Annotated in this window: 10 protein-coding genes and 1 pseudogene; 9 read left to right on the plus strand and 2 right to left on the minus strand. The window is 71.5% G+C overall.

The features are described 5' to 3' along the window. The 4 genes from CR470_RS27580 to CR470_RS27595 all read left to right on the plus strand — a co-directional run. Positions 1-458 (plus strand): phosphomevalonate kinase (locus CR470_RS27580; protein WP_107489505.1); only part of this gene is annotated, 458 nt, incomplete at its 5' end. Then, on the plus strand, positions 448-1,551 hold the full coding sequence (gene fni / locus CR470_RS27585; protein ID WP_097870222.1) for a type 2 isopentenyl-diphosphate Delta-isomerase: 1,104 nt from the start codon (positions 448-450) through the stop codon (positions 1,549-1,551). The genes CR470_RS27580 and fni, both read left to right, overlap by 11 nt. After that, positions 1,548-2,609 carry a hydroxymethylglutaryl-CoA reductase gene (locus CR470_RS27590; protein WP_143663877.1) on the plus strand — a complete coding sequence of 354 codons (1,062 nt, stop codon included), beginning with the start codon at positions 1,548-1,550 and terminating at the stop codon, positions 2,607-2,609. Before fni ends, CR470_RS27590 begins: the two co-directional genes overlap by 4 nt. A 3-nt stretch (positions 2,610-2,612) precedes the next feature. Then, complete coding sequence (locus CR470_RS27595; protein ID WP_097870223.1) at positions 2,613-3,818, plus strand: hydroxymethylglutaryl-CoA synthase; 1,206 nt, start codon at positions 2,613-2,615, stop codon at positions 3,816-3,818. A gap of 71 nt (positions 3,819-3,889) precedes the next feature. Here CR470_RS27595 and CR470_RS27600 read toward each other — a convergent pair whose 3' ends face one another. Further along, a complete protein-coding gene (locus CR470_RS27600) occupies positions 3,890-5,263 on the minus strand; it encodes a hypothetical protein (protein WP_143663878.1) in 1,374 nt (457 codons plus the stop codon). 340 nt (positions 5,264-5,603) lie between these two features. Here CR470_RS27600 and CR470_RS27605 point away from each other — a divergent pair, with 340 nt between their 5' ends. Continuing rightward, positions 5,604-7,799 (plus strand): MMPL family transporter, encoded by a 2,196-nt coding sequence (locus CR470_RS27605; RefSeq protein WP_218923783.1) that lies wholly within the window; start codon positions 5,604-5,606, stop codon positions 7,797-7,799. A gap of 129 nt (positions 7,800-7,928) precedes the next feature. Here the strand turns inward: CR470_RS27605 and CR470_RS27610 are convergent, their stop codons facing one another. Continuing rightward, on the minus strand, positions 7,929-8,690 hold the full coding sequence (locus CR470_RS27610; RefSeq protein WP_097870226.1) for a hypothetical protein: 762 nt from the start codon (positions 8,688-8,690) through the stop codon (positions 7,929-7,931). Between the two features lie 260 nt (positions 8,691-8,950). Here CR470_RS27610 and CR470_RS27615 point away from each other — a divergent pair, with 260 nt between their 5' ends. The 4 genes and pseudogenes from CR470_RS27615 to CR470_RS27630 all read left to right on the plus strand — a co-directional run. Next, the gene (locus tag CR470_RS27615; RefSeq protein ID WP_097870227.1) at positions 8,951-9,337 is read left to right on the plus strand and encodes a hypothetical protein; all 387 of its coding nucleotides are present in this window, start codon (positions 8,951-8,953) and stop codon (positions 9,335-9,337) included. 147 nt (positions 9,338-9,484) lie between these two features. Continuing rightward, positions 9,485-10,969, plus strand: coding sequence for an amidase (locus CR470_RS27620; protein WP_097870228.1), 1,485 nt, complete (start codon positions 9,485-9,487; stop codon positions 10,967-10,969). A 180-nt stretch (positions 10,970-11,149) separates the two neighbouring features. After that, positions 11,150-13,372, plus strand: a complete 2,223-nt coding sequence (locus tag CR470_RS27625; RefSeq protein WP_097870229.1) for an NADP-dependent isocitrate dehydrogenase — start codon at positions 11,150-11,152, stop codon at positions 13,370-13,372. A gap of 123 nt (positions 13,373-13,495) precedes the next feature. Continuing rightward, positions 13,496-14,076: pseudogene (locus CR470_RS27630) on the plus strand (molybdopterin-binding oxidoreductase); the annotation flags it as partial.

Raw genomic sequence — 14,076 nt, forward strand, 5'->3', positions numbered from 1 at the left:
GGCTCGCCCTGGTCGTCGGCTGGACCGGACGGCCCGCCTCGACCACGGCCCTGGTGTCGGGCCTGGACACGAGCGACTGGCGGGGCGGCCCGTCCCACCGGGACTTCCTGGCCGGCAGCGCGGACTGCGTCCGTGCCGCGATCCGCGCGGTCGAACACGGCGACCGGGCCGACCTGCTGGACCGGTTCCGTACCGCCCGGCAGCTGCTCGCCCGCCTGGACGAGGAGACCGGACTCGGCATCTTCACCCCGGAGCTGCGTGCGCTGTGCGACGAGGCCGAGGCCGTCGGCGGAGCGGCCAAACCCTCGGGCGCGGGCGGCGGCGACTGCGGCATCGCCCTGCTGCCCGACGAGGCACCGGAGCAGATCGCGCGGCTGAGGGCCCGCTGGAAAGAGGTCGGAATCGTGCCGTTGCCCCTCCGCCCCGCCGACCGAAGGGACCAGAGCAATGATCGCTGAACGCAAGGACGACCACGTCCGGCTCGCCGTCGAGCAGCAACACGGACCCGGCGGTCGCAACCAGTTCGACGACGTGTCCTTCGTCCACCACGCGCTGGCCGGCCTCGACCGGGCGGAGGTGTCCCTGCGGACCCGGTTCGCGGGCATCGAGTGGCCGGTCCCCCTGTACATCAACGCAATGACCGGCGGCAGCGCCAGGACCGGCGTCATCAACCGGGACCTGGCGATCGCCGCGCGCGAGACCGGCGTGCCGATCGCGTCGGGATCCATGAGCGCCTATTTCAAGGACCCGTCGTCGGCCGGCACGTTCGCCGTGATGCGCCGGGAGAACCCGGACGGGTTCCTCATGGCGAACATCAACGCGACGACCACCGTCGACGACGCGCGGCGGGCCGTCGATCTGCTGGGGGCCGACGCCCTGCAGATCCATCTCAACACCGTCCAGGAGACGGTGATGCCGGAGGGCGACCGGTCGTTCGCCTCCTGGGGCCCGCGGATCGAGGAGATCGCGGCCGGTGTGGACGTACCGGTGATCGTCAAGGAGGTCGGGTTCGGGCTGAGCCGCGAGACCGTGGCCCTGCTCGGGAAGCTCGGCGTCCGGGTCGCCGATGTCGGCGGTCGCGGCGGGACCAACTTCGCCCGCATCGAGAACGGCAGGCGCGATGGCGCCGACTACGCCTACCTCGACGGCTGGGGGCAGAGCACGGCCGCCTGTCTGCTGGACGGGCAGGGAGCGGGCATTCCGCTGCTCGCCTCCGGTGGTGCCCGCCACCCGCTCGACGTGGCCCGCTCGCTGGCCCTCGGCGCCGCCGCCGTCGGCGCCTCCGGCGGATTCCTCAAGGTCCTTCTGGAGGGCGGGGTGTCCGCGCTGGTCGAGCAGATCTCCACCTGGCTCGATCATCTGGCGGGACTGATGACCGCGCTCGGCGCGCACACACCGGTCGAGCTGGCCCGGTGCGACGTGCTGGTCCACGGGGCTCTGCGGGACTTCTGCGTCGACCGGGGTATCGACACGCGCCGGATAGCCCAACGGTCCGGCTTCCTCAGCACCACGGACCGCACCACGGACCGCACGACGGGGAGCACACGATGAACGACACGTACGAGACCGCCGGGGTCCCCATGAGGTGGGTGGGGCCCCTGCGGATCTCCGGGAACGTCGCCACCACCGAGACCGAAGTGCCGCTGGCCACCTACGAGACGCCCCTGTGGCCGTCCGTGCAGCGCGGCGCGAACATCTCCCGGCGCACCGAGCGGGGAATCGTGGCCACCCTCGTCGACGACCGGATGACGCGATCGGTGCTCGTCGAGGCGGAGGACGCGCAGGCCGCCCATGCCGCGACCCGGCTGCTCGACGCGCGTATCGACGAACTGCGTGAGGTGGTACGCGGTTGCAGCAGATACGCCGAACTGCTCGGCATTCGGTACGAGATCGCGGCCGATCTGCTGTTCATCCGGTTCGAGTTCAGCACCGGTGACGCCTCCGGCCACAACATGGTCACCCTCGCGGCCGACGCGCTGCTGACCCACATCCTGCGGACCGTTCCGGATATCGCGTACGGATCGATATCCGGGAACTACTGCACGGACAAGAAGGCCACCGCCGTCAACGGAATTCTGGGCCGCGGCAAGAACGTCGTCACCGAGCTCCTCGTGCCGCGTTCGGTGGTCGTCGAGAGGCTGCACACGACGGCCGCGAAGATCGCTTCTCTGAACGTACGCAAGAACCTCATCGGCACGCTGCTGGCGGGCGGAATCCGCTCGGCCAACGCCCACTACGCGAATATGCTGCTCGCTTTCTATCTGGCGACCGGCCAGGACGCGGCCAACATCGTCGAGGGATCGCAGGGCGTCACCATCGCCGAGGACCGCGACGGTGACCTGTACTTCTCCTGCACCCTGCCGAACCTGATCGTGGGCACGGTGGGCAACGGCAAGGGACTCGACTTCGTGGAGGCCAACCTCATCCGTCTCGGCTGTCGGGCCGACCGCCCCACCGGAGAGAACGCGCACCGACTCGCGGTCGTCGCGGCCGCGACGGTCCTGTGCGGTGAACTCTCGCTCCTCGCCGCGCAGACGAACCCCGGCGAACTCATGCGCGCGCACGTCCGTCTGGAACGCGACAACGAGACGACCCGGATCGGGGTGTAGGGCATGACCGGGAACGGCGTCAGCGGCACCGTCGGAATTCACGACCTGTCCTTCGCGACGACACGGTTCGTCCTGCCTCACACGGAACTGGCCCTCCACAACGGCGCCGACATAGCCAAGTACCACATCGGCATCGGCCAGCGGGCGATGAGCGTGCCCGCCGTCGACGAGGACATCGTGACCATGGCCGCGGCCGCGGCCGCCCCTGTGGTCGCCCGGCACGGCACCGACGGCATCCGGACGGTGGTGCTCGCGACGGAGTCGTCCATCGACCAGGCGAAGGCCGCCGGTGTCTACGTCCACTCGCTCCTCGGCATGCCCTCCGCCATCCGGGTCGTGGAACTGAAGCAGGCCTGCTACGCCGGCACCGCCGCACTCCAGTTCGCGCTGGGACTCGTCCACCGGGACCCCGCCCAGCGCGTCCTGGTGATCGCCACCGATGTCGCGAAGTACGACCCGGACAGCCCCGGTGAGGCGACCCAGGGGGCGGCCGCGGTCGCCATGCTGGTCTCGGCGGACCCCGCGCTCGTCCGCGTGGAGGAGCCCTCGGGGCTGTTCACCGCCGACGTCATGGACTTCTGGCGTCCGAACTACCGGGAGGCCGCACTGGTGGACGGACAGGAGTCCATCTCCGCCTATCTGCAGGCGGTGGAAGGGGTGTGGAAGGACTACCGGGAGAAGGGCGGGCGGGCGCTCGGCGAGTTCGCCGCCTTCTGTTACCACCAGCCGTTCACGAAGATGGCCTACAAGGCGCACCGACACCTGCTGCACTGCTGCGGCGAGGACACCGATGATGCCGTGGTGGACCGTGTCCTCGGGCGGACCACGGCGTACAACACCGTCATCGGCAACAGCTGCACCGCCTCCGTGTACCTGGCCCTGGCCGCGCTGCTCGACGACGCGGACGACCTGAGCGGGCGGCCGGTCGGGTTCCTCAGCTACGGGTCCGGCAGTGTCGCGGAGTTCTTCGCGGGGACCGTCGTTCCCGGCTACCGCGAGCACCTGCGGACCGCCGCCCACCGCGAGGCGGTCTTCCGCCGCCGGCCGATCGACTACGCCGCCTGCCGCGAGCTGCGCGCGCACTCCCTCCCGGCCGACGGCGGCGACCACCTGGTGCCGACGCAGACAGAGGGGCCCTACCGGCTCGCCGGGATCAGCCGGCACAAGCGCCTGTACGAGGCGCGCTGCGGGCTGTCCCGTCACCCCTGATGGCCGTCACCCGGGTGCGCCCAACGGCCGCCGCGGGCCGTAGGGCGCACTGCCGGGCATCGGCTCCCCGGTCAGGAGGCGGCGCCGGGCGCCCGGTGGTGGGTTCGCGGCAGGGCGGCCCGATGCACGGGCTCCGTCCCGCCCGCTGCCATCAGGTGCAGCCGGCTGGTCATCGCCATGCTCCGGCGGTGCAGGTCTGCCGGGTTCAGGCAGGCGTAGGTGTCCGCGACGATCGCCTTGTCGTGGGCGGTGACCTCGTGATGGCGCAGGGTGCGGTGGTACGGGGTGGCCGTGTCGTACTCCTTGCGGCGCGGGCCCCCGTTCTCGTCGGCGGGCACGGCGTGCTGCTGTGGGTAGAAGTAGTTGGTGAGGGTGGACAGCGCCGCCCAGATCTGGTTGAGCAGGACCAGTTGCGCGGTGGTGTCGTACCGGTAGTCGCCGGCGATGGTCTGCAGCAGGCTCCAGTTCTTCTGGCCGACGTGGTGGTTGCCGCTGTAGGTCGGGCGGGCGTGCGTGAACGTCACCCGGCGCTGCCCGCACCAGCCCAGCAGGATGTCCTCGGCCTCGGAACCGGAGTTGCCCGAGTCGAGCCCCAGCATCGGGAACGGCAGTATCCGGGCGACCTCGTCCAGTGCGTACGGCACCCGGTTGACGTTGCGGATCGTGCGGTTCTCCGACCAGCCGGTGGCGATGTCGGTGACGGTCACCGTCCGCAGGCAGCCGTCCTCCGGCCCGTCGCCGTCGTGCCGGACGACCGTGATCTCCATGAAACCCGGCCGGGTGTGGTCCCACTCGGCCCAGTTGAGCAGCGGGAGTTCGTTGCGCAGCAGCGAGCCGGCCCGGGTGTGCTTGGGCACCACGGTCCGCTGCCGCTGCTCCGCCAGCCGTCGGTCGATCGTCGCCGCCGACATGCCCATCAGCAACGCGGCGGTCTCGTCACTGATGTCCAGCTCGCCGTGGCGGCGGAGCACCGGCACCAGGTGGGGCAGGACCGGGGCCAGCCGCTTTCCCGCGGGCCGGTCCAGCACCTTCCAGCAGAACGTCAGGGCGGCGACGACATCGGCGTCGTACTTGGTACGACCGGTGCGCGGCGGCCTGGCGGCCTGCGGGCGCGCCACCCTCAGCAGCGCCTTGCGGGCGTGGCTGCGATGCCATCCGGTGACGGCGCACAGGTGGTCGAGGATCGCCGACTTCTCCTGCTTGCCCGCCAGGGCGTAGCGAGTGGCGACCGTGTTGGCCAGGGCCTTGCGTTCGGCGAGCGTGCAGACCGTCGTTCCGGTCGGGACGACGACGGATTCGGTAGCGGGCGCTTCCGGTTCGCCCGAGACGGAGCGCCGCGGTGTCCGGGCCGGTCCGCCGGCCCAGGGCGCGAGCGCCCCCGCGAGGTCGGGCCCGGGTCTGTTCCCTGTGTCGATCCGCAGTTCCGTGATGGCTGAGTCCGTCACTGTGTCCCCCATGATCGGCGGCCTCTTGATGAGACCCTCGCCCTATGCGTCGAGCGGGGGACGCGCCAGATCGACAACCTGGCTGCGGAAGGGCGTTTTTTCGACGACATTGGCTGAATGCGCACGCGCACTTTTCGTGCGGCAACCCAGCCGTAGTGATCGGTTCGGCGGCTGCCTACGCTCGCTGTGATAATCGCAGGCAATAAGATCAGAGGTGGCCGGTGGCAGGGGTGCAGGGATGCTGACCCGAGTTGTTCGTCTTGCAATCAACCGACCCAAGATGGTGCTCATCGCCGCGCTGATCACGGTGTTTGTGTGCGGGGTTTTCGGGGCGTCCGTCATGGACCGTCTGAAAGCCGGTGGTTACACTTCCCCGGACTCCGAGTCGGCGCGGGCCGTAACCGTCGTCAACGACCACTTCAGCGGTGTGCAGCCGAACCTCATTGTCGCGGTCACCTCCGACGAGGGCGCGGACAGTGCTCAGGCGCGCTCCGCGAGCGGGACCGTCGCTTCATGGCTCGATGGACGCGACGACGTCGACGGCATCCAGTCCTATTGGAGCCTCGGCCCCGAGGCCGGATCCACGCTGCGCAGCGAGGACGGTGACACCGGACTCATCACGGCCCACATCGACGCCAGTGAGACCGACCTGCCGAAGGTCTCCGACCAGCTGCTGGACGAGGCGCCGCGGCCGGACGGGGTGACGGTCCGCGTCGGCGGCTACGGCCCGCTGATGGCGGAGATGAACTCCACGGTCACCAGGGACGCCACCATCGGCGAGGCCGTGGCCTTCCCGATCGCGCTCATCGTGCTGATGATGGTCTTCGGCAGTCTGATCGCGGCCGGTCTGCCGCTCCTCATCGGTGCCGTCTCCATCGTGACGACGCTCGCGGTTCTGCGCCTGGTGACCATGTTCGCCGATGTGAACATCTACGCGCTCAACATGACGACCGTGCTCGGCCTCGCGCTCGGCATCGACTACAGCCTCCTCATGGTGAGCCGCTACCGCGAGGAACTGCGCGCCGGGCTCGCCCCCGCGGACGCGGTGCTGCGCGCCGGTCAGACGGCGGGCCGCACGGTCGTGTTCTCCGGGGTCACCGTCGCGCTCGCGCTGGCCGCGCTGTTCGTCTTCCCGGTGTTCTTCCTGAGGTCCTTCGCCTACGTGGGTGTCGCGGTCGTCCTGGTCAGCGTCCTGACGGCGGTGCTCGTCCTGCCCGCGGCCCTCATCCTGCTCGGCGACCGGGTCGACAAGTACGACATCCGGGTTCCCCTGCGACGCCGGCTCAAGCTCAAGCCGCCGCGCGCGGTCGAGCCCGAGGACAGCCGCTGGTACCGCATGGTCGTCGCCGTCACCCGGCGCGCCGTCCCTGTCGCCGTCCTGACCACCGCCCTGCTGCTGCTCCTCGGCGCACCCTTCCTGTCGTCGAAGTGGGGCTACCCGGACGACCGGGTGATCAGCGCTTCCGTCTCGGAGAGCCGTCAGGTCGGCGACATGCTGCGCGAGGACTTCGCGGAGGACGCGGCCGCCTCGACGACCATCGTGCTGCCCGACTTCGACGGCGGCGACCAGAAGCTCGCCACGTACGCGACAGAGCTGTCCCGGGTCGACGGTGTCTCGGACGTGGCCAGTGGCGCCGGCTTCTTCACCGACGGCGCGCAGGCCGGGCCGGGACGTGCGGCCCTCACCAACGAGGCGGGCGCGGTGCTGCGGGTCGGCACGGCCCTCGACCCGTACGCGGAGGAGGGCAAGCAGCTGCTGGAGCACCTGCGCGCCGTGGACAGCCCCGGGAAGACCCTGTTCGCCGGCGCCGCCGCGGAGAACCAGGACGTCATCGACGCGCTCACCGAGCCGTTGCCCTACGCGGTGGCGCTGATCGCGCTCGCCATGTTCGTGCTGCTGTTCCTGTTCACGGGCAGCGTGGTGCTGCCCCTGAAGGCGCTGGTGATGAACACGCTGTCACTCGCCGCCGCGTTCGGCGCGATGGTGTGGGTGTTCCAGGAGGGGCACCTGTCCGGGATCCTGGGCTTCACGGCCACCGGCTATCTCGTCGCCAACGTGCCCGTCCTCATGTTCTGCCTGGCCTTCGGCCTGTCGATGGACTACGAGGTCTTCCTGCTCTCCCGCATCCGTGAGGAGTGGCTCGCCTCGGGCCGCACCACCACCGAGGACAACACCCACGCCGTGGCCATGGGCGTCGCCCGCACCGGACGTGTCTTCACCGCGGCCGCCGTCCTCATGGCCATCGTCCTCACGGGCATGGGCATCTCGAAGGTGTCCTTCATGCAGCTCTTCGGTCTGGGGCTCGCCCTGACCGTTCTGGTGGACGCCGTGATCGTCCGATGTCTGCTCGCCCCGGCGATGATGCGTCTGATGGGCCGCTTCAACTGGTGGGCGCCGGCTCCACTGCGGCGCCTTCACGACCGCATCGGCCTGACCGAGGAGACGGCACCGCCGTCCGGGAAGACCGCCGCCGACCCGGGTGCCACCCAGGTCGGTGCTGTCGCCGAGGGCACCGCGCGGCGCTCGGAGCCGTGACCCGCGAGGGACGGAGGCCGGCTGCCGCCGCTGGACAGCAGCGGGCGCCGGTGCCCGGAGCCGGTCAGGGGGTGATCGCCCCCTGACCGGCTCCGGGCTTTCAGCCGTCCAGGAGCATGGCCTCGCGGGCTATACGGGCTTGATGCTGCGGCCCAGCAGGGCCGTGACGTCCACCGTCTCGTCGGCCGGGGGAGTGGCCGTGGGCACCGGCCGGTCGAAGCCGGAGAAGTCCACGGTCCCTTCCTCGCCGCCGTTCCGCACGGTGATCCGCACCGGGTACGGCGTGCCCTCGGCGGCCACGTAGGCCGTCAGCCGCTCGCCGCCCTCGGCCCGGGTCACCGGAACGGCGGGCGCGCCCTTCACCTCGGTCTTCTCGCCCTTCGTCAGCGTGCCCCGGTCAGCGGTGCCGGCGTTGTCGGCGATCAGCTCGCGGAAGGTGTCGAGGTCGCAGACCTCGGTGACACTGAGCAGCCGCGGGTTGTCCGCCGAGGCCTTCATGTAGCGGCCGTCGAGGATCGCGTCGAAGGTGGAGCCGCCGATCGGCACGTGCTTCTCCCAGAAGGCGGCGTCCGGCTTCAGCCAGACGTCGTCGCCGCGCTTCACGATCTCCACCGAGCCGTCGTCCCCCATGTCGACCCCGCCGGTGCAGTTCCCCTCGCGGTCCAGGGTGAGGTCGAGGCTCATGTCCGGGCCGCTTCCGTCGAGACTGCCGCGCGCGCTGAGACGCAGGGAGTTCACATCGAGCAGTGCTTCGCGCGAGCGTTCGGCGATCTCCTCGGCGCTCAGCGAGTCGATGTCGTCGTCAGCCCGCGGCAGGGTGCCACCCGTCACGGTGAGAGCGACGGCCGCCGCACCCGCGGCCGCCCGCGCGGCCCATCGGTGTCCGCTCACGTCGCCTCCTCGCAAAGGCCCCGGTCAGGGGGCGCGATCCATGGTGGCCGGCACATTCGAGCGTACGCCGACAGCGCGGCCACCGCCCGGCGCGTGCACGGAGAGTGAAGTGCGGCGGTGTTTTCGGCCACGGAGCGTGGGCAAAGCTGCGGTGATCCCGCCCGGGATCACGTACCCGACGCACCACGAGCACGTGCACGACGCACCACCGGAAAGCACGCACGCACCACGGAAAATCGCACACACCACGAAGGAGAACCATGAACCTGTTCACGGGGACGAGGAGCAAGGGCGGCACGGCCAGGGGGAAGCGCTCCCGGTCCGCCCTGCTGGCGCTCGCCGCCGCGGCGACGGCGGCCGCACTGATGGTCCCGGTCACCGCGACCACCGCGACCGCCGCCCCGGGCGCGATTCCGCCCGGCCTCTCCTGCGACACCGGCAAGCACGCCATCGACGACTACACGGGCTTCGCGCTCTGCCGCAACAACGGCAGCCGGACGCAGACCTTCTGGGTCCACCTCGTCTGCGGCTGGTCACCGGACGTCGACGGCAATCACGTCACCCTCAGGCCCGGCGAGTCCGGCCAGTCCACCGCCCACTGCGGGAGCCTGGGCACCGGCATCGGCGAGATCCACGTCCACCCGTGACCCCGTGGCGATAGACCCGGGCCCCGTTCCGACCGGTGCGGCCGGAACGGTTGAGCGGGCCGCCTCCTCTCGTTACCCTCCAGTAAGTACGGGTGGGCGCAACCGGGTCGACCGGTCGGCCCGCACCACGAGGGAGGCGGCACGCCCATGTCCTCAACCGAGCCCACCGACCGGACCGGCCCGGCCGTACGGGATCCCGGTCGCGCCCCCCGCCCCGCAGCCCCCGGGCCGCCGCCGGGGCCCGGACTCGCGGAGAGCGCCCGCCGGCTCGCCGACGCCACCACCACCTCCTCCGCACTCGTGGCCGACGCCCTCGCCCGCGTCGAGGCCACGCAGCCCACCCTCAACGCCTTCCGCCATCTGCGGACCGAAGCGGCCCTCGCCGAGGCCGCGGAGGCCGACCGGCGGCTGGCGGCGGGGGAGCGGCTGCCACTCCTCGGCGTGCCGGTCGCCGTCAAGGACGACACCGATGTGGCGGGCCTGCCCACCCACTTCGGCTGCGACGGGGAGCTGCCCCCGGCCGCCTCCGACAGCGAGGCGGTCCGCCGGCTGCGCGCCGCCGGGGCGATCGTCGTCGGCAAGACCAACTCCTGCGAACTGGGCCAGTGGCCCTTCACCGAAGGGCCCGCCTTCGGCGCCACCCGCAACCCGTGGAACACCGCGCACACCCCGGGCGGCTCCTCCGGCGGTTCGGCGGCGGCCGTCGCCGCCGGACTCGTCCCCGCCGCCCTCGGCTCGGACGGCGCCGGATCCGTGCGCATCCCGGCCGCGTGGACGCACCTCGTCGGCATCAAACCGCAGCGCGGGCGCATCTCGGTCCACCCGCACAGCGACGCCTTCCAGGGGCTCACCGTGAACGGCCCCCTCGCCCGTACGGTCGCCGACGCGGCGCTGCTCCTGGACGTCGTCGCCGGAGCGCACCCCGAGGACTTCCACCGCCCGCCCGCCGTGCGCGCCGCCGAGGCCGCCCGCCGCGACCCGGGCCGGCTGCGCATCGCCCTCGCCTGGCGTCCCCCGCTCACGCTCACCGGCGCCGGACCGGACCCGGAGGTGCGCCGGGCGGTCACCGAGCTCGCCGAGACCCTCGCCCGGCTCGGCCGCCACGTCGAGGAGGCCCGCCCCAGGTACGGGCTGATCGGCCTCGCCTTCGTGCCCCGCGCCACCGCGGGCATCGCCGAGTTCGCCGCGCGTCACCCCGAACCGGCCCTGCTCGACCCGCGCACCCGCAGCGCCCTGCGGACCGGGACGCGGCTGGGCGGGCGGGTGGTGCGGGCCGCCCGCGCCCGTGAAGTGCGCCAGCACCGCAGGATCGGCGCCCTCTTCGACGCCTCCGGATTCGACGTGCTGCTCACCCCGACCACGGCCGCGCCGCCGCCCCGGATCGGCGCCTTCGACCACCTCAGCGCCTGGCGCACCGATCTCACGATGGCGGCCGTCTGCCCCTACGCCTGGCCGTGGAACGTCCTCGGCTGGCCCGGCGTGAACGTCCCGGCCGGCTTCACCCGGTCCGGGCTCCCCGTCGGCGCCCAGCTCCTGGGCCCCTCCCGGAGCGAGGAGCGGCTGATCGCGCTCGCCGCCCAACTGGAGGACGACCTGCGCTGGCACGAGCACCGGCCCCCGACCCGCCCGTGACACCGGCCCCGCCCCCGTGACGCGGGCCCGGTGCCCCACGCCGCGGGCCTGCGGGGGCCGGGCTCCGGGGCGCTTGCGCGGCCACGGTGCGTGAAGCCGTACGGGGGCCTTGTGGAGCCCGGCACGGTGAAGAGATATCTTGATGTCAAGCAATGTTGCAGACGTGGAGCGGAGCACCCGGTGACTGACTCGACCATCATCTATACGCACACCGACGAGGCCCCTGCCCTGGCGACCTACTCGTTCCTGCCCGTCGTCGAGGCCTACGCGTCGACCGCAGGCGTCACGGTCGAGCGCCGTGACATCTCCCTCGCGGGCCGGATCATCGCCAGTTTCCCGGAGCACCTCAAGGCCGAGCAGCGTATCGATGACGCACTCGCCGAGCTCGGCGAGCTGGCCAGGACCCCCGGCGCGAACATCATCAAGCTGCCGAACATCTCGGCCTCGATCCCGCAGCTCAAGGCCGCCATCGCCGAGCTCCAGGAGCAGGGCTACGCCCTTCCGGACTACCCGGACGACGCGCGGACCGACGCGGACAAGGACGTCCGCGCCCGCTACGACAAGGTCAAGGGCAGCGCCGTGAACCCGGTGCTGCGCGAGGGCAACTCCGACCGCCGCGCCCCCGCGTCCGTCAAGAACTACGCCAAGGCCCACCCGCACCGCATGGGCGCCTGGAGTGCCGACTCGAAGACGAACGTCGCCACGATGGGCGTCGACGACTTCCGCTCCACCGAGAAGTCCGCGGTCGTCGCGGAGGACGGCTCGCTCCGCATCGAGCTGCACGGTGACGACGGCACCACCACCGTGCTCCGCGAGTCCGTACCCGTCCTCAAGGGCGAGGTCGTCGACGCGGCCGTCATGCGCGTCGCCGCGCTGCGCGAGTTCTTCACCGCGCAGGTCGCCCGTGCCAAGGCCGAGGGCGTGCTGTTCTCCGTGCACCTCAAGGCCACCATGATGAAGGTCTCCGACCCGATCATCTTCGGCCACGCGGTCCGCGCCTTCTTCCCGAACACCTTCGCCAAGTACGGAGACCAGCTCGCCGCGGCGGGCCTCACCCCGAACGACGGCCTGGGCGGCATCCTCAAGGGCCTCGACTCGCTGCCGGACGTGGGCGCCGAGATCCAGGCGTCCTTCGAGGCCGAGCTGGCCGAGGGCCCCGCCCTCGCGATGGTCGACTCGGACAAGGGCATCACCAACCTGCACGTCCCCAGCGACGTCATCGTCGACGCCTCCATGCCCGCCATGATCCGCACCTCGGGTCACATGTGGGGCCCCGACGGCGACGAGGCCGACACCATCGCCGTCCTCCCGGACAGCAGCTACGCCGGTGTCTACCAGGTCGTCATCGACGACTGCCGCGCCAACGGCGCCTTCGACCCGTCGACCATGGGCTCCGTGCCCAACGTCGGTCTGATGGCGCAGAAGGCCGAGGAGTACGGCAGCCACGACAAGACCTTCGAGATCCCCGCCACCGGCACCGTGCGCGTCGTCGACGCGAACGGCGCGGTCGTGCTGGAGCAGGCCGTCGGCGCCGGCGACATCTTCCGGATGTGCCAGACCAAGGACCTGCCGATCCAGGACTGGGTCAAGCTCGCGGTCACCCGCGCCCGCGCCACCGGCAACCCGGCCGTGTTCTGGCTGGACGAGACCCGCGCGCACGACGCCAACCTGATCGCCAAGGTGAAGACGTACCTCGCCGACCACGACACGGACGGCCTGGACATCTCCATCAAGTCCCCGGTCGAGGCCACCGCCTTCTCCCTGGAGCGCATCCGCCGCGGCGAGGACACCATCTCCGTCACCGGCAACGTGCTCCGTGACTACCTCACCGACCTCTTCCCGATCCTGGAGCTCGGCACCAGCGCGAAGATGCTCTCCGTCGTCCCGCTGATGAACGGCGGCGGCCTCTTCGAGACCGGTGCGGGCGGCTCGGCCCCCAAGCACGTCCAGCAGCTCGTCAAGGAGAACTACCTGCGCTGGGACAGCCTGGGCGAGTTCCTGGCCCTCGCGGTCAGCTTCGAGCACCTGGCGACCACCACGGACAACGCGCGGGCGCAGGTCCTCGCCGACACCCTGGACCGGGCGACGGGCACCTTCCTCAACGAGGACAAGTCCCCGAGCCGTCGCCTCGGCGGCATCGACAACCGCGGCAGCCACTTCTACCTGGCCCTGTACTGGGCCCAGGAGCTGGCGCGGCAGACCGACGACGCGAAGCTCGCCGAGGCGTTCGCGCCGCTCGCCAAGACGCTGGCCGAGCAGGAGGAGACCATCGTCGCCGAGCTGATCGCGGTGCAGGGATCCCCGGCCGAGATCGGCGGCTACTTCCAGCCCGACCCGGCCAAGGCCGAGGCGATCATGCGCCCGTCCGCCACGTTCAACCAGGCCATCGCGACCCTCGTCTGACCTGACGCGAGGCGGCCCCGTCCGCCTCACCGCCCCGCCCCGGCAGGCTCCGCGCCCGCCGGGGCGGTTCGCGTGCGGAGCCCGTACGGGTGACGGACCAATCCACCGGGGCAAGGGCTCCGAATGACCACCGTGAGGATCACCCGGAAAGCACTGACCCGCTCCACGTTCGCCGCCCTGAGCGGACTCCTCGCGGGATTCGCCTCGCTGGCCGTCGCCGAGCTCGTCTCGGCGGCCGTCAGGCCCGAGGCGAGTCCTGTGACAGCGGTCGGCGGAGCGGCCATCGACCGGACGCCCGCCGGGGTGAAGGACTGGGCGATCCGGAACTTCGGCGAGGACGACAAGCTCGTCCTGCAACTCGGCATCGTCGTCACGCTCGCCCTCTTCGCCCTGGCCGTCGGCCTGTTGGCGCTGCGGGACCGCCGGGCCGGCTCCGCCGCCGTCCTGGTCCTCGGCGTGGTCGGCACGGCGGCCGCCGTCGGCAGGCCGGACTCCACGGGCCTCGTGGACGGTCTGCCGTCCCTGCTGGGGGCAGTCGTCGGGGCCGTACTGCTGTACGTCCTCATCGGCCGGCTCACCCGCCCGCACCGGATCACCGGCCAGGAGCGGGAGAGCGAGCGGGACGCCGAGCCGGAGAGCGAGCCGGGCGGCGAACGGGACGACGAGCCGGAGCATGACGCCGGCTGGGACCGGCGGGGCTGCGT

Origin of the sequence: Streptomyces sp. rh34, from assembly GCF_002551245.1 — a bacterium.
Lineage (GTDB): Bacteria > Actinomycetota > Actinomycetes > Streptomycetales > Streptomycetaceae > Streptomyces.